This is a genomic window from Erythrobacter longus, assembly GCF_000715015.1.
Classification (GTDB): domain Bacteria; phylum Pseudomonadota; class Alphaproteobacteria; order Sphingomonadales; family Sphingomonadaceae; genus Erythrobacter; species Erythrobacter longus.
This window is the reverse complement of sequence record NZ_JMIW01000006.1, coordinates 362,919-383,375: the sequence shown is the minus strand read 5'-3', so window position 1 is coordinate 383,375 and position 20,457 is coordinate 362,919. Positions and strand designations below refer to the sequence as shown.

General features: G+C 59.2%; 22 protein-coding genes. 21 read left to right on the top strand and 1 reads right to left on the bottom strand.

Annotation, left to right across the window (positions count from 1 at the left end):
- Positions 1-273: 273 nt before the first annotated feature.
- The 15 genes from flgB to EH31_RS13775 are packed head-to-tail and all read left to right on the top strand — an operon-like array spanning position 274 to position 13,585.
- Entirely contained in the window at positions 274-627 is a 354-nt protein-coding gene (flgB, locus tag EH31_RS13845) for a flagellar basal body rod protein FlgB (RefSeq protein WP_199797040.1), read from the top strand.
- 2 nt (positions 628-629) lie between these two features.
- Entirely contained in the window at positions 630-1,040 is a 411-nt protein-coding gene (gene flgC / locus EH31_RS13840) for a flagellar basal body rod protein FlgC (protein ID WP_277813519.1), read from the top strand.
- 2 nt (positions 1,041-1,042) lie between these two features.
- Positions 1,043-1,435, top strand: coding sequence for a flagellar hook assembly protein FlgD (locus EH31_RS17010; protein ID WP_081853418.1), 393 nt, complete (start codon positions 1,043-1,045; stop codon positions 1,433-1,435).
- A 30-nt stretch (positions 1,436-1,465) separates the two neighbouring features.
- Positions 1,466-2,278, top strand: a complete 813-nt coding sequence (locus tag EH31_RS13830; protein WP_034961201.1) for a flagellar hook-basal body complex protein — start codon at positions 1,466-1,468, stop codon at positions 2,276-2,278.
- A 22-nt stretch (positions 2,279-2,300) separates the two neighbouring features.
- Positions 2,301-3,062 (top strand): flagellar basal body rod protein FlgF, encoded by a 762-nt coding sequence (locus EH31_RS13825; protein WP_034961199.1) that lies wholly within the window; start codon positions 2,301-2,303, stop codon positions 3,060-3,062.
- A gap of 18 nt (positions 3,063-3,080) precedes the next feature.
- Positions 3,081-3,872, top strand: coding sequence for a flagellar basal-body rod protein FlgG (flgG, locus tag EH31_RS13820; protein WP_034961197.1), 792 nt, complete (start codon positions 3,081-3,083; stop codon positions 3,870-3,872).
- A 15-nt stretch (positions 3,873-3,887) separates the two neighbouring features.
- Entirely contained in the window at positions 3,888-4,583 is a 696-nt protein-coding gene (locus tag EH31_RS13815; protein ID WP_081853417.1) for a flagellar basal body L-ring protein FlgH, read from the top strand.
- Positions 4,584-4,640: 57 nt separating this feature from the next.
- Complete coding sequence (locus tag EH31_RS13810; protein WP_241765932.1) at positions 4,641-5,702, top strand: flagellar basal body P-ring protein FlgI; 1,062 nt, start codon at positions 4,641-4,643, stop codon at positions 5,700-5,702.
- The gene (locus EH31_RS13805; RefSeq protein ID WP_034961190.1) at positions 5,699-6,025 is read left to right on the top strand and encodes a rod-binding protein; all 327 of its coding nucleotides are present in this window, start codon (positions 5,699-5,701) and stop codon (positions 6,023-6,025) included. Before EH31_RS13810 ends, EH31_RS13805 begins: the two co-directional genes overlap by 4 nt.
- Complete coding sequence (gene flgK, locus EH31_RS13800; RefSeq protein ID WP_034961188.1) at positions 6,025-7,383, top strand: flagellar hook-associated protein FlgK; 1,359 nt, start codon at positions 6,025-6,027, stop codon at positions 7,381-7,383. Before EH31_RS13805 ends, flgK begins: the two co-directional genes overlap by 1 nt.
- A complete protein-coding gene (locus tag EH31_RS13795; protein ID WP_034961186.1) occupies positions 7,383-8,300 on the top strand; it encodes a flagellin N-terminal helical domain-containing protein in 918 nt (305 codons plus the stop codon). Before flgK ends, EH31_RS13795 begins: the two co-directional genes overlap by 1 nt.
- A 49-nt stretch (positions 8,301-8,349) precedes the next feature.
- Positions 8,350-9,213, top strand: a complete 864-nt coding sequence (gene motA / locus EH31_RS13790; RefSeq protein WP_034961184.1) for a flagellar motor stator protein MotA — start codon at positions 8,350-8,352, stop codon at positions 9,211-9,213.
- Between the two features lie 14 nt (positions 9,214-9,227).
- On the top strand, positions 9,228-10,199 hold the full coding sequence (locus EH31_RS13785) for a flagellar motor protein MotB (RefSeq protein WP_051699277.1): 972 nt from the start codon (positions 9,228-9,230) through the stop codon (positions 10,197-10,199).
- Positions 10,200-10,247: 48 nt separating this feature from the next.
- On the top strand, positions 10,248-12,770 hold the full coding sequence (locus tag EH31_RS13780; protein ID WP_051699276.1) for an HAD family hydrolase: 2,523 nt from the start codon (positions 10,248-10,250) through the stop codon (positions 12,768-12,770).
- Entirely contained in the window at positions 12,767-13,585 is an 819-nt protein-coding gene (locus tag EH31_RS13775; RefSeq protein ID WP_034961181.1) for a class I SAM-dependent methyltransferase, read from the top strand. The genes EH31_RS13780 and EH31_RS13775 overlap by 4 nt, the downstream gene beginning before the upstream one ends.
- 127 nt (positions 13,586-13,712) lie before the next feature.
- Here the strand turns inward: EH31_RS13775 and EH31_RS13770 are convergent, their stop codons facing one another.
- The gene (locus EH31_RS13770; RefSeq protein ID WP_034961179.1) at positions 13,713-14,531 is read right to left on the bottom strand and encodes a flagellin N-terminal helical domain-containing protein; all 819 of its coding nucleotides are present in this window, start codon (positions 14,529-14,531) and stop codon (positions 13,713-13,715) included.
- On the opposite strand from EH31_RS13770, the gene EH31_RS13765 reads away from it, so the two are divergent.
- From EH31_RS13765 to EH31_RS17005, 6 genes are all read left to right on the top strand, one after another.
- Positions 14,530-14,817, top strand: coding sequence for a hypothetical protein (locus tag EH31_RS13765; RefSeq protein ID WP_034961177.1), 288 nt, complete (start codon positions 14,530-14,532; stop codon positions 14,815-14,817). The genes EH31_RS13770 and EH31_RS13765 overlap by 2 nt on opposite strands.
- Before the next feature lie 227 nt (positions 14,818-15,044).
- Positions 15,045-16,370 (top strand): sigma-54 interaction domain-containing protein, encoded by a 1,326-nt coding sequence (locus tag EH31_RS13760; RefSeq protein ID WP_241765931.1) that lies wholly within the window; start codon positions 15,045-15,047, stop codon positions 16,368-16,370.
- The gene (gene fliE, locus EH31_RS13755; protein ID WP_051699274.1) at positions 16,367-16,753 is read left to right on the top strand and encodes a flagellar hook-basal body complex protein FliE; all 387 of its coding nucleotides are present in this window, start codon (positions 16,367-16,369) and stop codon (positions 16,751-16,753) included. The genes EH31_RS13760 and fliE overlap by 4 nt, the downstream gene beginning before the upstream one ends.
- A 5-nt stretch (positions 16,754-16,758) precedes the next feature.
- Positions 16,759-18,567, top strand: a complete 1,809-nt coding sequence (gene fliF / locus EH31_RS13750; RefSeq protein ID WP_051699273.1) for a flagellar basal-body MS-ring/collar protein FliF — start codon at positions 16,759-16,761, stop codon at positions 18,565-18,567.
- Positions 18,567-19,637, top strand: coding sequence for a flagellar motor switch protein FliG (locus tag EH31_RS13745; RefSeq protein WP_081853416.1), 1,071 nt, complete (start codon positions 18,567-18,569; stop codon positions 19,635-19,637). Before fliF ends, EH31_RS13745 begins: the two co-directional genes overlap by 1 nt.
- Positions 19,621-20,451 (top strand): FliH/SctL family protein, encoded by an 831-nt coding sequence (locus EH31_RS17005; protein WP_051699272.1) that lies wholly within the window; start codon positions 19,621-19,623, stop codon positions 20,449-20,451. The genes EH31_RS13745 and EH31_RS17005 overlap by 17 nt, the downstream gene beginning before the upstream one ends.
- Positions 20,452-20,457 lie beyond the last annotated feature (6 nt).

Below are 20,457 nucleotides of genomic sequence, written 5' to 3'. Positions count from 1 at the left end.
TTTACTCCTTGCACAAGGCCATTTTGCTTCAAACCTCGAAGGTGGGATTAATAGGTCCTGAGCCTAGAGTTGGCGGGTAGAGACTGCAGGCCAAATCGGCGGGCCACATCGGCGGGCCACATCGGCGGGGCCTTGCCGAAAGGCTGCAAGCGCTTGCCGTTTTTGCCCAAAATGCCTGCAAGTTTCCGGCAAGTTTCCGGCAAACCTGCGCTTTGGCACGCTTGGTGCAATCACAGGCTCACACAGATTTGGCCCTAACCAAAAGGCTTGATGATGAGCGACAGAATTTTCGGAATTCACGGCGCAGCGCTTGAACTACGGTCAGAGCGTATGCGGGTGATCGCGTCCAATATCGCGAATGCGGCAACGCCCGGATACAAGGCGCGCGATGTCGATTTTGACGCGGGGCTCAAGGCCAAGCTTGCCCAGGACACCGGCAGCCCTTCCGCGCCTTCTGAACCTGAACTTTTGTACCGCCGAAATGCCATGCCTTCGCTTGATGGCAACACGGTGGAGCTTGGCCGCGAACAGATCGCCTTTGCCGAAAACGCGCTCGCTTACTCGGCAACGCTCGAATTCGTGAAGGGCAAGGTCAACACCATCACACGCGCTCTCAAAGGAGAATAACGGTGCCTGATAGCCGTCCCCCAACCTTGTTCAGCCTTGCCGAAGGCGCAATGTCGGCACAGCTTGTGCGGATCAACGCGGCAACCTCGAACCTTGCCAACGCCAACGCGGTGTCGGGTTCTGAAGAGGACGCGTATCGCCCGATCCGCGCCGTGTTTGAAACGGAGCTCGACAAGGTGTCGGGCATTGCAACCGTCACGTCGACCCGGTTGGTGCGCACCGATGCGCGGCCCGAAGAACGCTACGACCCGACCAATGCACTCGCCAATGAAGAGGGCAAAGTGTGGGATGCGCCTGTCGATGAGACCGCCGAAATGGTCGAGATCATGGAAAGCGCGCGCCAGTATCAGAACATGGTGCAGGCGCTCCAAACCGCCAAACAGCTTATGATGGATACGTTGAGGAGCAACTGATTATGACCACCATCAACACCAACCAGCCCGCCGGGCTCAACGAGACGCTCGACCGGATCAATGCGCCCGGATCAATCGTCCAGCAAAGCGCCGCAGCGCAGCTTGGCTCTGCCGATTTTTTGCGATTGATGACGGCACAACTCGCCAATCAGGACCCGTTGGAGCCGCAAAGCAACGAACAGATGCTGGCCCAATTGGCGCAGTTTTCGTCGCTGGAATCGAACCTTGAAGGCAACAACCGGCTCGATGACATTTCGGCAAAGCTGGACGCGTTGATCGAGGCGCAAACCGCCGCTGCTGAGGCCGCGATACAGGCCGCCGAGGCCGCCACCGCAGCAGCGCAAGCAGCCAATAATGCGGCATTCAATCCTTCAGGCACTCAAACCGTCATCTAACCCCATTCCCCTTTTGCAAAGGAAACCCCCATGTCTTTCTTTACCTCGCTTAGCGGCATGAAAAACTCGCAAACCGACCTTGCTGTGATCTCGCACAATATCGCGAACGCAGAGACAACCGGCTTCAAGAAAAGCAACACCGCCTTTGCCGATATCATTGCAACCGGCGGCAGCACCGACCCGCGTTTGACGCCGGGCATCGGGTCCTCTGTACAAAGCATCACACAAGATTTCGCGCTTGGCTCGCTCGTGCAGACCGGGCGCGGGCTTGATGTCGCGATCAGCGGCGATGGCTTCCTTGCAACCTCCAGCCCGACGACCGGCGAGCTCACTTTCACGCGCAACGGCGCGCTTGAGGTTTTGGCCAATGGTTCGCTCGTCGATACCAGCGGCGACATTGTCCAGGGCTTTCCCGTCGATGCCAACGGCGTCCCCACTTCTGCGGTGCCGGCCTCGATTGTCATTCCCACCACCAATGGAGCGGGCGCGGGGCTTTCCAATGTCTCGATCAACCAGCAAGGCGTGGTGAGCGCCTCTTTCTCGGACGGCACCAGCCAGCCCATCTCGCAAGTTGCGCTTGCCTCTTTCCCGGCCACGGGCGGTCTTCGCTCTATCGGGCAGACAAAATGGGAAGCGACCGCAAATTCAGGAATTGCGCAATATGGCAATCCGGGTGAGGGCAGCTTTGGCGCTATTCGCAACGGCACTCTCGAACGCTCCAACGTGGATCTGGCCGAGGAGATGGTCGGCCTTTTGACCGCTCAACGAAACTTCCAGGCGAACGCACGGGCGCTCGATACCGCGACCGCGATCTCTCAGGTCGTCCTGAACCTTCAGAGCTAATCTGGAAGTCGGGAGGTAAGCCATGGATCGCCTGATCTACACCGCCATGACCGGCATGGAAGCGGCAATGAACCGTCAGCGGATGACCGCGAACAACCTTGCCAACGCCAACACGCCCGGTTTTCGTCAAGAGCTGTTTTCGGTCACGCCTTCGACTGTCAAAGACCGCTCGCGCGACGATTTACTGGGGTTGGAGGCGCGGGCCATGGCGCGCGGCTTTGTGCGCAATGCCGATATGTCGCAAGGCAGCGTCAATCCCACTGGTCAGCCATTGGATATTGCGGTCAAGGGCGATGGCCTGATCGCGTTTCAGGCTCCCGATGGCGGCGAGGTGTATTCGCGCCGGGGCGATTTTCGGGTGGCGCCATCTGGCGTCCTTGAAAATGGCGAGGGCCTTCCGGTGCTGGGTGAGACAGGTGCGCCGATCACGGTGCCCGCTGGCTTTCAAATCGCGATTTCGGATGATGGTTCGGTTCTGGGCACGGACCCTGCCGCCCCTGAATTGCCTGCCGCAGCGTTTGACCGGATCAAGCTGGTGTCTGCGCAAGGCAGCCCGCTTACCAAGGGGATCGACAGCTTTTTGAAAGTACCGGGCGGCGGGGTTCTGCCAGCAGATCCCACTGCCGGGGTGACGCCGGGCGCGCTTGAACAATCCAACGTCAACACCGCCGAGGCGCTGGTCGATATGATCGATGCCCAGCGCGCCTTTGAACAGCGCGCGCGGATTATTCAAACCGCTGGCGAGCTCGATGAATCCAGCTCCAGCCTCCTTAGCATACGCTAATTTTCAGGATATCAGACCATGCCAACTTCCGCCCTCCACGTCGCGAAAACCGGACTTGAAGCGCAAGATGCGCGGATGCGGGTGATCGCCAACAACCTTGCCAATATCGGCACCTCTGGTTTCAAACGCGACCGGGTGGATTTTGCAACGCTCGCCTATCAGGAAAACCGGGTGGCGGGCCAGCAATCGACCAATCAGACTGCCTTTGCCGTGGGCCTTAATCTGGGCACCGGGGTACAGATCCAGGGCACAAGCCGGATCAACAGCCAGGGCACTTTGAACCAGACCGGCAACACTCTGGATGTGGCGATGGACGGGCCGGGGTTTTTTCAGGTGGAAATCCCGCCCAATGGCCAGATCGGCTATACCAGAGCAGGCAATTTCAATCTGTCGGCGCAGGGCAATCTGGTGACCGCGCAAGGGTTTCAGCTGAACCCGCCCATTCAGGTGCCGCAAGGCGCGCGCAGCATCCAGATCGCGCCCGACGGCACAGTAAGCGCGCAGCAGGACGGTCAGGCAGCGCCCATTCAGCTGGGCCAGCTTCAGATTGCAAACTTCATCAATCCCGCAGGCCTTCAGGCGATTGGCGACAACTTCCTGATCGAAACGGCCGCCAGCGGTCCGGCAGATGTGGGGCCAGCGGGCACATTTGGTCGCGGGAATATCCGTCAAGGAATGCTCGAGGGCTCCAACGTCAACGTGGTCGAAGAACTCGTCGAAATGATCGAGGCCCAGCGCGCCTATGAGATCAATTCGCGCATGGTGAGCGCGGTTGATGAGATGCTGCGCAACGCCAACCAAACGCTCTGATCAGAGGCACTTACAATGGCATTTATCATGCAGGTTTTTCGGGTTTCTATCATCGGGCTTTGCGCGGTTTCGCTGGCTGGTTGCATGACCGCCGGTTCCAAGCGCGAGGCAGGCTTCTATGCCCCGCCGCCGCCCCCAATGGCCCCTACTCAGGTGGCGGGCGGTAACACGGGCACCAAAGGCGCGATTTATCAGGCAAGCCAGGGCTATGCCCCTCTTGTTGTGGGGACCCGTGCACGCACGCTTGGCGATATGTTGACGATCACTCTGGTCGAAAGCACCAGCACATCCAAAAGCACCAATAGCGCCACCGACCGCGATGGCAGCATCGGGTTGATCCCGCCCACAGCGGGCCCGCTCGCCTTCCTCAATCCCAATGCAATCGCCAGCAATGGGCAAACCTCGTTTGCCGGCAATGGCAGCGCGTCCCAGCAAAGCCGGTTGAACGGGCTCGTCTCTGTCACCATCGCGGCGATCTATCCCAATGGCACTGCTGAGGTCGTGGGCGAGAAACAGATGGCTTTGAGCCAGGGCGATGAATGGGTGCAATTTGCAGGGCGCATCCGGCTTGTCGATATTGATAGCGACAACACACTGCCCTCCTCGCGGGTTGCCAATGCGCGGATCATCTACACCGGCAAAGGCGCTGTGCAACAGGCAAGCCGCCCCGGCTGGCTGCAACGCTTTTTCAGCCGCATTTCACCGTTTTAAGAGAGGATACACGCAATGTTGTTTTCCCGGCTATGCCTCACATTATTGGCGGCTTTCATGGCATTGGTTCCGGCTGATGCTCATGCTGAACGGATCCGCGATCTGGGCCAGTTCGAAGGGCTTCGTGCCAACCAATTGACCGGATACGGCATTGTCGTGGGCCTTCAAGGGACCGGCGATGACAACCTTGAATATGTGCGCGAGGCCATGCGCGGGGTTTCGGGCCGCCTGGGCCTGCAATTGCCGCCCGGCGTCAGCCCAAATCTGCGCAATGCGGCGGCGGTTATCATTACGGCTGAATTGCCCGCTTTTTCAAAGCCGGGACAGCGCATCGACATCACCGTCTCCACCCTGGGCCAGGCGCGCTCCCTTCGCGGGGGCGCGCTTGTGCTCGCGCCGCTTTATGGGGCCGATGGCCAGATTTATGCGATGGCACAGGGCAATGTGGCGGTTGGCGGCCTTGGCGTTTCGGGGCGCGATGGGTCACAGGTTTCGGTCAATGTCTCAACCGTTGGCCGGATTGCCGATGGGGCCACGGTTGAAAAAGGCGTTGCGACCGGTTTCGACCGCGAAGGCACGCTGCGATTTAACTTGCACCAGGCCGATTTCCTGACCGCTGCGCGCGTGCGCGATGCGGTGAATGGAATGTATCCCGGCATGGCGAAAGTCGCCGACGGGGTCAGCATCGAATTGGCGCTGCCGTTTGGCAATGACGAACGCTCCGCAGCCCTTGCCGCGATTGAAATGCTCCCCGTGACGCCTGCGCCAGTGGCTGCCAAAGTCATCATCAATTCGCGCACAGGCACGGTTGTCATCAACGAAGCGGTGCGCCTTGCCCCTGCTGCGATCAGTCACGGCAAGCTGGTGATCCGCATTGATGAAAACCCCACCGTGGTTCAACCCGAACCGTTTGCGAACGGCGAAACCGCGATCGAAGAAGACACCCAAATCACAATCGAAGAAGCGGACAGCCGTGTCGCGCTGTTTCCCGGAGCTGCCAGTCTTAACGAAATCGTCGATGCGCTGAACCTGCTTGGTGTGGGGGCCTCTGATCTGGTGGTGATCCTTGAAAGCATGAAGCAAGCGGGCGCCCTTCAAGCGGAAATGGTGGTGATATGATTGGTCCAGTCAATGGTTCTTTGGCCCCTGTTTCAGGCACCAGCCCCAACTCCTTAACCCCCACCCCCCTTACCCCCGAGCAGCAAGAGCTGCGCGAGGCGGCGCAAGGGTTTGAAGCGATCATGATCCGCAAGTTTCTGGAAGCCGCGCGCGAGACGCCTTTTACTGAGGATACGCCCCTTACCGGAGGCGGGATGAAACAGTACAAGACCATGCGCGATGAACACTTTGCCGACATCGCCGTGTCAAATGGCGGCTTAGGGTTTGCACGGAGTATCGAGGAACAGCTTGCTCAATTCGTTTCTGCCAAACGGGTTGAGTAATGCCAATAGATCTTATCTCCATCGGCCAAAGCGGGGCCAGAGCAGCGCGCGCCAGCATTGAGGTGACAGCGCAAAACATCGCCAATGCATCGAACCCGGATTACGTCCGGCGATCTTTGCGATTGGAAGAGTTTGTCGGTTCTGCCGTCATCGACTTTTCAACGAGCGACGCGCTTTCGGGCGTGCGCATTGGCGGAATTGTCCGGCCTGATAACCAGCTCCTCCAGTCAAGAGCGCGCGATAGTCTGGCCGATGTCCAGCGCGCCGACAACGATATCGCAGCGCTGCGGGATGCAGAGCTCGGGCTTGAGCAATCGGGGCTGTTTAGAGGTCTTGTCCAGTTTGAAGCCGCGCTGACCCTGCTGGAAAGCGACCCGACCGATCCTGCCCTTCGCACAGGCGCAGTGGAAACAGCGCGCCAGCTTTCGGTGACCTTCCAATCGGCGCAAACCGGCATCAACAATGCGCGTGATCTGGCTCAGGATGCGGTCGGCGTCGGGACGAATGAGGCAAATGCGGCTGCAACCGAGCTTGCCCGGATCAACCGCGAGCTTGTGAATGTGAGGCCAGGTTCTGCCTCTCAGGCGAACCTGTTCGATGCACGCGATGCGGCTTTGCGCGATATTTCAGAACAGTTCAGCCTGACGGTTGAATTTGACGAGATCGGCGCTGCCACCGTGCGCCTTGTGACCACCCCTGCACCAGCGGGGACGGTGGGGCCGGTGCTGGTCGATGGGCCTTCGTCCAATACACTCACCTCCACTATTGCCGCAGATGGCACGGCGTCCTTTACGCTTGATGGGCTTACCTTTGCCCCCGTTAGCGGCGCGCAGGCGGGGCGTGTTTCGGCGCTCAATGACTTGCGCGACCGCGCTGCCACTCTGGATGCAATCGCCTTGTCCACCATCACCCGGGCCAACGCCGCACAGGCCAGCGGGGCCGCGCTTGACGGGACGCCGGGACAACCGCTTTTTGCAGGCACCAATGCCAGCGATATTGAAATGGTCCTGACCGATGGCGATCAATTGGCGCTTGCTCCGCTTGGCTCGCCCGCGGGAAGCCGGGATACCACCAACCTGTCGGCTCTTGTCGCAGCGATTGGCGCGGACGATGGCCCGATTGCCGAAACCGACCGGTTGCTCCTTTCGCTTTCCAGCCGCATTTCAGGGCTTGAAACAACTCGCGAAGGGCTCTCCATCATCGCGGGCAGCGCGGCGGCAGAATTGCTGACTGAAACGGGCGTTGACCTTGATGAAGAGGCCGCTGCTCTCATCCGTTTGCAGCAGGCCTTCGAGGCAAACAGCCGCGTGATCCAGGTCGCGAATGACATCTTCGACACTATTCTGGGGCTGAACTGATGAGCTTTGTCAGCAATTCAACCGGCGCTTTTTATGAGCGGTCTTTGGGCCAATTGGCGACTTTGCGGGAAAGTGCGGAGAGTTTCCAAACCCAAATCGCAACCGGTGTGCGGATTCAGCGCGGGTCAGAAGACCCCGTCGCCGCATCGCGCCTGCGCCAGCTTACCCGACTTGAGGTTCGCGGGGGCACCGAAGAAGAAAACGCCGCGCGCTTGCGCCAGGATCTGGAAGAGGCATCCAACCAGATCACCGGCGTGGTCGAGCTGATCCAGCGCGCGCGTGAACTTGCGGTGCAAGCGGCGAACGACACGCAAGGCGAAACTGGCCGCGCGGCGATTGCCGATGAGCTGGAACAGATGGCAGAGGAGCTTTTTACCCGCTCCAACGCTATTTCGATCACGGGCGCCCCGCTGTTTTCCGGGACCGCTGGCGCACCTGCTTTTACCAAAGCGCCCGATGGCACAGTCACTTATGCGGGCAATGGCCAGGTGGGCACTGTGCCAGTTGCGCCCGGCACCAGTATCGCACGCGGGATCACGGGTGATGCCTTGTTCCAATTTAATGTGGCGGGCACACCGACCAGCAGTTTTGAAGTCTTCAGTCAATTGGCAAGCGATCTGCGCGGGGCCGCTCCTGATCCAGCGGCTGCTGCACAAGCCGCATTGGCGGGCATCGACGAAGCGTTGAATGCGGCCAATCGCAATCAAACGATTGTCGGGACACGCGCGGCATGGGTCGAGGCGATCGAAGACGACAATGCCGAGCGCGGGATCAATATTGCCGAAAAACGCTCGGAGATTGGCGACACCAATCTTGCCGATGTCATCGTGCGTTTGCAGCAGACATTGACCGCACTGGAAGCGAGCCAAACCACTTTCACCCGGGTCAGCAATCTTACCCTCTTCAACGCGATCTAACCTGTGCCGTCCTGTGGGACGGTTTGGCGTAAAATAAGGAAACCACCAAGTGTTCGCAGGGATTGGCATTGTTGTCCTGATCGTCATGGTCTTTGGCGGCTATATGCTTGCAGGCGGCGCGATGGGGCCGATCCTCAAAGCGCTGCCGCTTGAGATGATGATGATTGGGGGGGCTGCGATTGGTGCGACCTTGATCGGCAATTCCATGCACGAACTAAAGCTTTTGGGCGGCGGATTTGGCAAGGTTTTCAAAGGCCCCCAATATTCCGATCAGGACCATATTGATGCCATCGCGCTCACATCCAAGCTTATGAAATTGCTGCGTTCCGAAGGGGCCGTTGCGCTTGAATCGCACGTGACAGACCCGTCGACCTCTGCGATTTTCAGCGAATATCCCAAGCTCCAGAACGATCCCGTCGTCTCCAGCCTGATTTGCGATCCGTTGACCCTTATGGTGGTATCCTCGGGCACGCTGGATACCAATGCGGTTGAAGATGTGATCGACAATGCGATCAAGACGCAGGCCCATGAATTGGAGGAACCCCAGCACGCCATTCAGGGCCTTGCCGACGCATTCCCGGCTCTGGGTATTGTTGCGGCGGTTTTGGGCGTGATCAAGACCATGGGTTCGATCAACGAACCGCCAGAGGTTCTGGGCGGAATGATCGGCGGCGCTCTTGTGGGGACGTTCCTCGGTATTTTCCTCGCCTATGGTTTGGCTGGTCCCATGGCGAGCCGGGTGAAGCAGGTCATCACCCATGACATGCAGATTTATCACTCGATCAAACAGGTGATTGTGGCGAGCCTTCACGGCCACCCTCAACCGCTTGTTCTGGAAGCTGCGCGTTCGGGCCTTCCGCCTGCGCACCGGCCAAAGCTCACCGACCTTCTCGATATGATGCGCGGTAAATAGGGGGCGCAAGGAACATGGCCGAGGAAGCAGCCGGTGGTGTCAAAGGCGGAGGCGGGGAGGCTCTTCCCCCGATCATCGTCAAAAAGATCACGATCGAAGAAGGCGGCCACCATGGCGGTGCGTGGAAGGTTGCCTATGCCGACTTTGTGACAGCGATGATGGCGTTCTTCCTGCTCCTCTGGCTGCTTGGCGCGACGGAGGAGAACCAGCGCAAGGGGATCGCCGATTATTTCTCCCCCACTCTCGTCAAAACGCGCCAGCAAAGTGCCGGTTCTGCGGAAGGGCTGCTGGGAGGCAGCTCGCTTACCGATGTCGACAATTACCCCAATGCGATGGGGCAAACTGGTACGCGCACCATCACTGTGCCGCGCGGCAAATCGGGTGGCCCCAAGGAAGGCGGTTTTGAAGGTCAGCTTGACGAAAAGAAACTCGAAGAGATCAAGCAGGAAATCATGCAAGAGATCCTCAAGGATAAAGGTCTTGAGAAATACGCCAAGCAGGTCAAAGTGTTGCGCGCAGCCGATGGGATCAGGATTGATCTCGTCGATGATGCGGATTTTTCGATGTTTACGCTTGGCACGACGATCCTGACGCCTGAGGCGCGCCGCATTATCGAGGTTATCGGCAAAATTGTCGCGAATGAAACAAAGCCGCTGATCTTGCGTGGGCATACCGATTCGCTGCCTTACCGTGACGGAGTTCAGGCGAACAATTGGTCGCTTTCCGCAGGGCGCGCAGAGGCGACCCGCCAACAGCTTATCCGAAGCGGTATCCCAAAGGGCCGCTTTGCCCGGATCGAAGGGGTGGCCGAAACCGAACCCTTGATCGCGGATAATCCCGCCGATCCGCGCAATCGGCGCATATCCCTGCTGCTGCTTGATAAATCGCAAGACAGGCCAAGGCGCGCGGGGCCGGGTGCAGAAGAGGAGGCGGCTCCGCAATTAACCTTAAGTCAAAACGCGCAAAGGTCCGCTTCCACACCGTAAACCACGAGCATTTACCTCTCGCATCTGCCACCCAATGGGAGATACGAGATGCCTGCAACCGCGAATGCCGCCCCTAAAGAAACGGCGAACCATAAGATCCTGCCGCATGAATTGCCTCAGGCGCTTGGCCGGGCGGGCGATGGGCTCAAAGTGTTGTCGCTCGATTGTTTTGACACGCTTTTGTGGCGCGATTGCCATGCGCCAACCGATGTTTTTGCCGCCCTGCCGGATATTTCAGTGGGCCAGCGTATCGCGGGCGAACAAAAGGCCCGCAAAGCCGAAGCGATTCAGAGGCAGCGCACCGAAATCGGGATTGAGGCGATTTACGAACACGCCATGCCCGGCGCCAATGATCGGGCGCGCGCCAAAGCGGTGAGGGATGAACTGGATGCAGAGGCGCGCAGCTGTTTTGCCTTTGCCCCCACTGTCCAATTGATGCGCGAGGCCAAGGCACGCGGGCACAAGGTTGTGATCGTCTCAGACACATATTTGAGCGCACGCCAATTGCAAAAGCTGATCGAATGCGCCGCAGGGGTCGAGGTTGCGGGCCTCATCGACCGGGTCTTTGTCTCGTCCGAAGCGGGCATTTCCAAATCGCAGGGGCTTTTGCAAAAGGTGATGAAGGCCCTCAAAGTGGCACCCTCTCAGGTGCTGCATATTGGTGACAATCCGAAGGCCGACTTTGAAGCATCGCGCAGCCTTGGTGTGCCCGCGCTGCACCTTGTCCAGTTTAGCGAAAGTGCGGTCCAGCGTCTCCGGCTGGAACGCGCGTGCCAGCAATTGGTCGGCGATAGCAGGCACATGCAGAAAGAAGCGGCGCGGGGCCTTATGCCGCATCGCAGTGTCCTTGCTCATGAAGGACCCAAAGTGACAGGGCGCGAGGCGGCATTGGGCTTAACGGTTTTGGGCCCGGTGTTTTACGCATTTGATCAATGGCTTCGCAGCGAAGCGGCGGCCCTTGAAGCGGCGCGCGGGGGCCGGGTCCACTGGCTGTTTATGCTGCGCGATGGGCATTTGCCGCATATCGTGCACGAGGAAGGCGGAACCGCTGGGGGCGCAGCAGAGTCCACCGCACTGGTCGAGATTAGCCGCTTTGTTTCCATCGCAGCCTCACTGACAACCAAAGAGGCTTACACCCGGTATTATTCGGGCGAATTGGGCCGCAAACCCTCTACGCTAGCGCGCCAAATGCTGTTCACTGAGGACGAGATCAGCCAGATCGTGGGCGAGGACAAGACCGAGGAACAAATGCTTGAAGGCAGCTACAGGCTGGCTGATGAGCTCAAGAAAGGTAAGCGCCAGAAGATCATCCGGCGGCGTGCGCGTGAGCGGGCCGACCGCCTTGTCGCCCATGTGCGCGCGCGAGTGAACCCGGCCCCTGGCGACACGCTTATGCTGGTGGACCTTGGCTATAATGGCTCGGCGCAAAGCCATGTGGATGCGCTTTTGGCGCAAAGCTTCGATTGCCATGTCGCAGGCCGCTATCTGCTCCTACGCGAACTGGCCGCAACCGGCCTTGATAAGAAGGGTCTGATTGATGAACGCCATTATGATTTTGAGCTGATCGATGCGCTGTGCGGCAATGTCGCTGTTATCGAACAGCTTGCCACATGCGCGCTTGGATCGGTGCGCGACTTCACGCCTGAAGGCGAACCGATCCGCGAAGAGGTCAGCGTGAAAGGCGCACAAAGCGAGGTGCGCGACAAGGTGCAGGCAGGCGTCTTGCGATATGTGCGTGCGGCACGATCCGCGCCCGTCATCCGGCAAGATTGCCTGCACACTGAAACCGCCCTTCGTGAAAGCGCGCTGGGTGCGTTGTCGCGTTTCATGTTTCTGCCACATTCGGGCGAGCTTGATGTTCTCAAAGCCTTTGAGCACGATGTGAACCTTGGCTCTGAGCGCATGGTGCCCTTGTTTGACAAGGCCCGCGCAAAAGCGAGCATGAGGCGGCGCGGGCTCTTTTATATGAAAGGGTCACAGCGCATGTTCTTGCCCGCTGAACTGGAGAGCGAGGACATCCATACAAAGCTCTCTCTTCTGGCGCAAAAACGCTTTGGCCTTGGCCTCACCTATAACGACACAGCGCAAAACTCGATCCCCATTCCCGCTTTCTTCATGAGCGAGAACGACAGCGCGCAAAGCGTGGTTGACGCGCAGCCCACCCACGAAGGGTTTTACAGCGCGCGCATTCCCATTCCTGCGGGAATTCAGAATATCGCCTTGGGAGTTGGCTCGGTTTTCGAGTGGTTTGAGCTTGGCAGTATCTGGGTCTCCACGATCCAATCGCTCAAAGGGGCGATGGGAAGCGAGGAGGAAGACATTGAAATCGGCGCGCAGTTTGATGGGCTTAAAATCCATGCGCCAGGCCTTTTGGAATGCACCGGGACGGCGGCATTTCTGCTGGTCAAGACGCCGCTGGGCAGTGATGGGGAGCCCCCCCAAATGATCGAAATTGTGATGCGCCCACTTATCCGCCGAAAGACAAACACCGCTGAGATGGCACCTGAAAACCTACCTGTTAAACAGGGGCACGCCCGCGCGCTGCTCTCGAAAAAGGAAGCTGCGGCATGAGCGAGCTATTGATCCATTCCATGGCCGAATTTTCGAGCCTGATCCTGCCTTGTCTTGACCATGCCAAGGTCAAAAATATTGCCGAAATCGGAAGCGAGTTTGGCGGCATGTCCAAGCTTTTGGCAAAACATTCGGGCGATGCGGGCGGCACATTGACGTGCATTGACCCTGAACCAGCCGATGGTTTTGCCGATTGGGCCAAGGAACAAGGCCATGTGAAACATATCACGCGCCCTTCGCTAGACGCGTTGGAAACCGGCGCGCAAGCCGTTGATGCGTGGTTCGTGGACGGCGATCACAATTACTATACCGTGTATCACGAACTGACCGCGATTGACCGGATACAGCGCGAGGCGGGCAAACCCTTGCTTGCGTTCATGCATGATGTGTCCTGGCCATGCGCGCGGCGTGATTTCTACTACGCGCCGGACCGCGTGCCTCCCGGCTGGCGTCATCCCCACAGCTATGACCACGGCGTTCGCCTTGGCGAAGACGGCGTTCTGGAAGGGCGCGGTCTTCGCGGTATGGGTTCGTTTGCCGTTGCCCTTCAATCGGGCGGCGAACGCAACGGCGTTCTGACCGCAGTCGAGGACTTTTTGAAAGAGGCGGACACGGATGAACGCCCGCTTTTTTATGTCCATGTGCCAGCGGTTCTGGGCCTTGGGATCATCTTTGATGCCGAAGCGCAATGGTCGGGCGCGGTGGCAGAATTTCTCCTCCCCTTTCACGCCAACCCCCTGATTGCGCGGCTCGAAGAAAACCGCCTGCGCAATTGGCTCGAAGTGGTCGATTGGCAGGACAGGGCTGCGTCCTGAGCCTAGTCTTCGGCTCATATTGGCTGTGTTTGCAAAAAAGTTCCATCACAGCAAAAACCCGGAAGCCTTGTTAGACTTCCGGGTTTCCTTGCCACCCCGGTGGGGAGCTTTTAAGTCAGGCGTGTTCTTATCGCAGGAGCGACAGGACGTTCTGCTGTGACTGGTTCGCCTGAGCCAGCATCGCGGTCGAAGCCTGTCCAAGGATCTGCGCCTTGGCCAATGCGGTGGTCTCCTGGCTAAAGTCGGTATCCTGGATCCGCGAACGGGCGTCTGCGAGGTTGGTCGAGGTTGTGGTCAGGTTGTTGATCGCGCTTTCAAGGCGGTTTTGACCCGCACCCAGCGATGACCGTGTGGTGTTCACTGCCTGGAGCCCTGCGTCCACGTTGGTTACCGCGGTCGCAGCGTTGGCGGCAGAGCTCACATCGAGGCCCGCTGCATCAAGGTTGGTGTTGTCGATCGCAGTGCTGGTTAGGGTAATCGAACGGCCAGCGTCGATCTGGATGTTCACCGACACGTCGGTGCCGCTGGTGGTGCTGAACACTGACACGCCGTTAAACTCGGTGTTGGTGAGAATGTCGTCGATCTGCGCGGCAAGCTCGGTTACCTCGGTGTCGAGGAAGCCGCGGTCAACGTCATCAAGCGTGCCGTTTTGTGATTGAATGGCAAGTTCGCGAACACGCTGGAGCATGTTGGACACTTCTTCAAGCGAGCCTTCAGCGGTTTGAGCGAGCGCGATACCGTCTGAAGCGTTTCGCACGCCCTGGTTCAATGCGCGAATGTCGCTGGTAAAGCCGGTTGCGATAGAAAGGCCGGCGGCATCGTCAGCAGCGCTGTTGATGCGGTTGCCGGTTGCCAGACGTTCCATTGATTTGCCGAGCATTTCATTGGCTTCAGCGCTAGCATTCGAAGCGCGCAGTGCGGAGATGTTGGTATTGATTACGGACATGGATCTTACTCCCGTTTTCCAAGTGCAAGTGGTTGGAACAGGGCAGCTTCATGTGCCGCCTGTTGAAGCTAAGACCGGACACATCCAAAAATGTTTAAGTCAAAAAAGTGAGATGCCCGTTGGCAAGGGGGAAAATCCTCGCCTGACCCTAATGGAGATTGGCCGGACGCCCTGCTGTCTTGTGCCGCCTTATGTTGCCGTGTGCGGACTTTTGCCGTTTGATTTCTTTATAATTGAAAACATCGACCAGCCCGGAAAACCGACTGCGCCCATTATTTTTCAATGACTTGGGCGCGGAATAGTAGAGTTCCCTAAGGGCCCCTACGGGTGCTTAAATTTGCTCTATCTTGTCCGTGGGGGCGGCAAATCCTTTCCACCAGCAATACAGCGGTCAACCCCAAAGCAGGTGGAACAATGCAGGCTCACACACGCAGCCTTTCGTCAAATTGTGAGGGAACACATGGGAGCGCGCAAAGGGCCGTTACCCGAACCGCATGCGCAGGCCATGCCCCCTTGGTTGATCCCACCGTGCCTTTGCTAGCGCAAAGCTGGCTGCAGGATCGGCTGGTTCTTGGCGATGTTGGCGGCACAGGAGGAATGGGCCGGTTTGAAAACTCTGCTCCTGGCACCGCTGCAAGCCGTGCCCGAGGTAACAGGATAGTTGTCGATCTGTGCAAGATCGCGGCCGGCGATACGCCTGCTCTCACCCGGATCAGCGATGGCAAGATCGCCCTTCGCTACAATGATGCATCCCAGGACGAGGCGCGCGCCGCGCTTATCGCCAGCGCTTCGCATGGCGGGTGGCCGATTGCGCGCGATACGCAAAGTCTTGCTCTGCTCACATTGAGCGAGCGGATTGCGGCAAGCGACATTCCGGTTCTTCTCGAGGGGCCAACGGGGACAGGTAAGGAAGTCTTCGCCCGCTTCATCCACCAGATGAGCAAACGCAGCAGCGGTGCATTCGTGGCGGTCAATTGTGCCGCCATGCCCGAGGCGATGTTAGAGGGCTTATTGTTCGGTCACCGAAAGGGGGCGTTCACCGGCGCTGCAGAAACGCGCGAAGGGTTGTTCCGCGCAGCCGATGGCGGGACATTGCTGCTTGATGAGATCGGCGAATTGCCGCTTGCGCTTCAAGCCAAGCTTCTGCGCACCTTGCAAGAAGGCGAAGTGCTGCCCCTTGGCGCGACAAAGCCGGTGAAAGTGGATGTGCGCATTATCGCGGCCACAAATCGCACCTTGTCGAACGAAGTGACCGCGGGCCGTTTTCGCGAAGACCTTTATTACAGGCTGAATGTTTTCCCCATTGTCTTGCCCGCTTTGTGCGAGCGGGTGGGCGATATTGCGCCTCTCGCATTTGGTATGGTGTTGCGCCACGGAGCACAGCGCGCCTTGCCCAGCTGGATTTCCAGCGAGGCTATCGCGCGGCTTGAGGCGCACAATTGGCCCGGCAATGTGCGCGAGCTCGAAAATGTCATCCGCCGTGCGATCCTGCTTGCCGGAGACGACGCTGTGATCAAGGCCGAGCACGTGGTGTTTGATTGTAGCCCTCGTCCATTTGTTGCGGGCGCTCCGGGAGAAGAAGCGACCGCGCTTGCTGCTCCAACTGCACCCGCTCCAATTGCGCCCGTTCCTGCTCCGCCTCTTCCCAATGCCAGCCCATCTTCGCTGTCCGATGTCGCGTTTCAATCCGAAGCGCAGGCGATTTTGCGCGCGCTTGATACGCATGGCGGACACCGCGCCAGAACCGCAGCAAGCCTTGGCATATCCGAGCGCACGCTGCGTTATCGCCTTGCCTCCATGCGCGAAAACGGACTTTTGCAAACGGGAGCTGAGGCATGAAGGTCGGCGGTCCCATGAACGGCGCGGCGGGCGGCCTCCATCAAGTGATGGCGTTGCGGCAGGAAATCCTTGCTCGCAGCCAAGCGCTCCAGGAGGTGCGCGGGACGACTATTCAGGGTGCTGGCGACGCGCAAAAACCGGCAGCAGGTGCCACGGGCCAAGTCGCTGGCTTTGCCGACACGCTGCAAAACGCGATGCAGGATGTGAGCGCGGTGCAAAAACGCTCTTCTGATATGCAGGCAGCCTATGAACGCGGCGAGGTGACCGATGTCGCCAAGGTGATGCTTGCCCGCCAGGAAGCCGGTGTTGCCTTCGAGGCCACCATTCAGGTGCGCAACAAGCTGCTTTCAGCCTACCAAGACATTTTGCGGATGGGGGGCTGATCTAGGTGGCTGACAATAGTGTCCCTGTTCCAGCGCAAGGCGCGATCCCAATGGGCGACCCCGCATTTGGCGCAGCCGCCAATGGCGCGGGTGGTGGTGGCGGTTGGCAAGCGCAATTGAACGCGTTTACCAATCAGCCCGCCTTCAAGCGCGCTTTGCCCGGTCTTATCGGCCTTGGCGCTGTATCGGCGATTGGGGCGGTTTACCTGGCGATCTCTACCCCGCCCCAGCGCATTTTGTATTCCAGCCTCAACGACAGCGAACGCGCACAGGTTGTGCAATTGCTCGAAGGGGGCGGCATCGATTACAATATCGACCCTAGCACCGGCATTTTGACGGTTGCCGAAACCGATCTGCAACCGGCCAAACTGCTTTTGGCAGGCGAGGGCGGGATTGCGGCTCCGCTTGGGGCGAGTGAAATGCTCGATTCCATTCCCCTGGGCTCAAGCCGCACCCTTGAAGGGGAGCGTTTGCGCCTTGCCCGAGAGCGCGAATTGACCCTGACGATCCGCGAAATTGATGCGGTGGAAAGCGTGCGCGTGCATCTGGCAACGCCGGAACGATCGGTCTTTGTGCGCGAAAACAATCCGCCCAGCGCCAGTGTGATGCTGCGTCTTGTTAATGGTCGATCACTCAGCCAGAGCCAGGTTGAGGCGATTGTGAACCTCGTTTCTGGTTCTGTTCCTGGCATGACGCCTGATAATGTGCGCGTGGTGGATCAGAACGGGCGACTGTTGTCTTCCCCACGCGAAGACACGCTTGATGGCCTGCTGCTCCAACGCGAGTTTGAAGCCAAATTGCAGGAACAGGTTGCCAGCCTTCTCACGCCGATTTTGGGAGAGGGCAATTTTTCGAGCCAGGTGCAGGCTGAATTGGTGCGCGAGGAAGTCACCTCGGCGCGCGAAAGCTACGATCAGGAAGGCGTGGTCCGCTCTGAAAGCGAGCGCAATTCAAGTCGGATTGCGGCCGCTGGCCCCGGCGGCATTCCCGGTGCCGAAACCAACACGCCCCCCGATGACCCCGACCTTGTCGAAGGCGCGCCCAACCCCGATGAGGAAGCCGGCGCAGCAGGCGAAGCGCCGCGCGACACGGAAAACGCGTTTCAGCGCAATTACGAGCTTGGCCGCGAAGTGGCGGTGACGTCAGCGCGGCCCGGTGGGCTGCTCAAACTCTCCGTGGCCATCGCAGTGAGCGAAGCAGCGCTTGAGGCGGCCGCCCCGATGACGGCTGAACAATTGCAAACTCTGGTGAGCGCGGCTGTTGGCGCAGATGATGGGCGCGGCGATCAGGTCGAGGTTGTCGTGGGCGCTTTTGACAGCTCCGAAATGCCAGCGCCCGCCTTTTACGAGCAGGCCTGGTTTGCGCAAGTGTTGCGGATTGTGGCCGCGCTTATCGCGGTGCTTCTCGTCCTGCTTTTGGCGGTGCGTCCTCTTATCAAGGCGGTCAAAGGCCCCGAAGATGAGAAGGCAAAGAAAGCCAAGAAGGACAAGAAATCCAAGGGCAAGGATGAGGACAGCGATCCTGAAACGTCCGAAGGTCAGAGCGATGACGATGATGCAAGCGGCAAAAATGGCGATGGCGGGCCAAAGGACGCTGGTCTTGCAGGCGATCAGGCACCCAAGGCCATCGCAGGCGAGGTGATGAATGCGCCCGGAGGGGTCACGCTCACCCCCGAGGAGATATTCAATCAGCGCATCGAAACCGCGCGCGAGCTCGCCCTTGCCCAGCCTGACCGTGCGGTCGAAGTGCTCAAGCGGATGATTGTGGAACCTGAAGAGGTGTCTGAGGAACCCTTGCAAGAGGAGGGGGCGTAATGGAAGAGGATACCCTTCCGGAAGGCGAAGAAGCGGTTCTCGACGCGGCCCGGCCCGAGCTAACACCCAAGCCCCGCCCGATCCTTACCCGCGTTCAGCGCGTGGCGATTTTCCTGATGTTGCTCGACGATGAAGAGGCAGCGGCGCTTATGGCGCGGATGGAGCCCGATGAGCTTGAGCTGATCGGGGCGACCATGCTCGAAGTGGGCGAGATCAAGCGCGAGATGATGAACGAGGCGCTCGAAGATTTCGTCACTGAAAGCAAAAGCGACCGGATGCCGGTGCCAGACCGCAAGGTGCAGGTGCGCGAAATGATGGAGCGTTCGCTTGGCCCCACCAAGGCAGAAAGCATGATGCTCAAACTTGATCCTGACCCTCGTCCGCGCAGTCTTGAGATGGCGCGCTGGCTTGCGCCTTCGGTTCTGCTCAAACTGGTTGAGGATGAACACCCGCAGGTGATCGCAGCGCTTCTGCTGATGCTTGACCCTCAACCTGCGGCCGAAGTCTTGTCCAATCTGCCCGCCCATATCCAGTCGGTGGTGGTCGAAAAGGTCGCTACCATGGGGCCGGTGTCGCAGCAGGCGATCGATATGATCGACAAGCTCTTGTCACAGCGGATCGGGGCAAACTTTGGCCCAGCAGCGCTTACCATTGGCGGGGCGAAGGACGCAGCGGCGCTTATCAATGCAGGGGCCGGTGATCTTAAAGGCACTGTTCTGCCCGCCATCGCGCAGCGCAATGCGCCTTTGGCAGAACGGATCGAAGAAGAGCTGTTCACCTTTGAAATGCTGCTTGAACTTGATGCCAAAACGATGGGCCGCATCCTGCGCGATGTCGATAATGATGCGCTTATCGATGCGCTCAAAGGCATTGAGGAAGCCAGCCGCGATGTCTTCTTCCGCTGTATGTCGTCGCGCGCCGCCGATGGCATCAAGGACGAGATTGAAATGCGTCAACGCCTGAGCAAACAGGACGTCGAAGATGCCCAGCGCAAGATCGTCCAGCTTGCGCGCCAATTGGCTGAACAAGGCGAGATTTCCCTTGGAGGCGGCGATGACGAGTTCATCTGATTGGCTGACCGCGCTGCTTGATCGGCCTTTGGGTGAGGAAGCTGATCCTGGCCCGGCACCGCTTAGCTGGCTGCCTGATTTCGGGCGCGGGGATGATGCTGGTTTTGTCGAGGGTATGGCGTTTGACCGGCCTTCAGCAGAGCCAGCGGTTGCTCCCGATACAGGTCCTAATGCCGATGATCCGCGGCAAGGGGCCACCGATTTACCGGTCGCGGACACGGGTGACGCGTTGGAGGACATTTTGCGCAAGGCTCTTGCGCAGGATGCGGCAGTTGAACCCGTCGAGCCGGAGCCGCAACCGGACCCACAACCTGACCCACAACCGGACCCACAGGCCGACCTGCAACCCGACCCACAACCTGATCCAATTGCCGAAGCCTTCGCGCGCGGCGAGGCTGCTGGGCGGGAGGCGGCGCTTGCCGAACACGAGGCATTGGCCACGCGCAAGTTTGAATTGCGCCAGACTTTTCGCACGCTCGATCAGGCGGCGATGGACGCGCTTGCAGGTGAGCTTGGCGAAACGGTGATTGCCCTTTGCGCGCAAACCCTTGCCGATTATGCGCCTGACAAATCCGCCTTGCACGCGCGGTGCCTCGAAGCAGCGCGGCGGCTTGGCAAAGAGGTCAGCGGGGCTGTGCTCCATCTCCACCCGGATGATTGCGCCTTGCTTGAAGAAGCGAGTTTGACCGGGTGGCAGATTGTGGGCGACCCTCTGGCACAGCGCGGCAGTCTGCGGTTCGAAACGCAGGATGGCTCTATCAGCGACAGCCCTTCCGATTGGCGCCGCGCGATTGCTGCGGCGATCCGGGGGTAGGGGACG

Excerpts from the sequence above, each read along its gene's own strand:
- EH31_RS17005 (WP_051699272.1), top strand. The coding sequence starts at position 19,621 with ATGACGAGTTCATCTGATTGGCTGACCGCGCTGCTTGATCGGCCTTTG.
- EH31_RS13795 (WP_034961186.1), top strand. The coding sequence starts at position 7,383 with ATGAGCTTTGTCAGCAATTCAACCGGCGCTTTTTATGAGCGGTCTTTG.
- flgB (WP_199797040.1), top strand. The coding sequence starts at position 274 with ATGAGCGACAGAATTTTCGGAATTCACGGCGCAGCGCTTGAACTACGG.
- EH31_RS13770 (WP_034961179.1), bottom strand. The coding sequence starts at position 14,531 with ATGTCCGTAATCAATACCAACATCTCCGCACTGCGCGCTTCGAATGCT.
- EH31_RS13825 (WP_034961199.1), top strand. The coding sequence starts at position 2,301 with ATGGATCGCCTGATCTACACCGCCATGACCGGCATGGAAGCGGCAATG.
- EH31_RS13780 (WP_051699276.1), top strand. The coding sequence starts at position 10,248 with ATGCCTGCAACCGCGAATGCCGCCCCTAAAGAAACGGCGAACCATAAG.
- flgK (WP_034961188.1), top strand. The coding sequence starts at position 6,025 with ATGCCAATAGATCTTATCTCCATCGGCCAAAGCGGGGCCAGAGCAGCG.
- EH31_RS13785 (WP_051699277.1), top strand. The coding sequence starts at position 9,228 with ATGGCCGAGGAAGCAGCCGGTGGTGTCAAAGGCGGAGGCGGGGAGGCT.
- EH31_RS13815 (WP_081853417.1), top strand. The coding sequence starts at position 3,888 with ATGGCATTTATCATGCAGGTTTTTCGGGTTTCTATCATCGGGCTTTGC.
- fliE (WP_051699274.1), top strand. The coding sequence starts at position 16,367 with ATGAAGGTCGGCGGTCCCATGAACGGCGCGGCGGGCGGCCTCCATCAA.
- EH31_RS17010 (WP_081853418.1), top strand. The coding sequence starts at position 1,043 with ATGACCACCATCAACACCAACCAGCCCGCCGGGCTCAACGAGACGCTC.
- EH31_RS13830 (WP_034961201.1), top strand. The coding sequence starts at position 1,466 with ATGTCTTTCTTTACCTCGCTTAGCGGCATGAAAAACTCGCAAACCGAC.
- EH31_RS13810 (WP_241765932.1), top strand. The coding sequence starts at position 4,641 with ATGGCATTGGTTCCGGCTGATGCTCATGCTGAACGGATCCGCGATCTG.
- EH31_RS13805 (WP_034961190.1), top strand. The coding sequence starts at position 5,699 with ATGATTGGTCCAGTCAATGGTTCTTTGGCCCCTGTTTCAGGCACCAGC.
- flgG (WP_034961197.1), top strand. The coding sequence starts at position 3,081 with ATGCCAACTTCCGCCCTCCACGTCGCGAAAACCGGACTTGAAGCGCAA.
- EH31_RS13745 (WP_081853416.1), top strand. The coding sequence starts at position 18,567 with ATGGAAGAGGATACCCTTCCGGAAGGCGAAGAAGCGGTTCTCGACGCG.
- EH31_RS13775 (WP_034961181.1), top strand. The coding sequence starts at position 12,767 with ATGAGCGAGCTATTGATCCATTCCATGGCCGAATTTTCGAGCCTGATC.
- EH31_RS13765 (WP_034961177.1), top strand. The coding sequence starts at position 14,530 with ATGGATCTTACTCCCGTTTTCCAAGTGCAAGTGGTTGGAACAGGGCAG.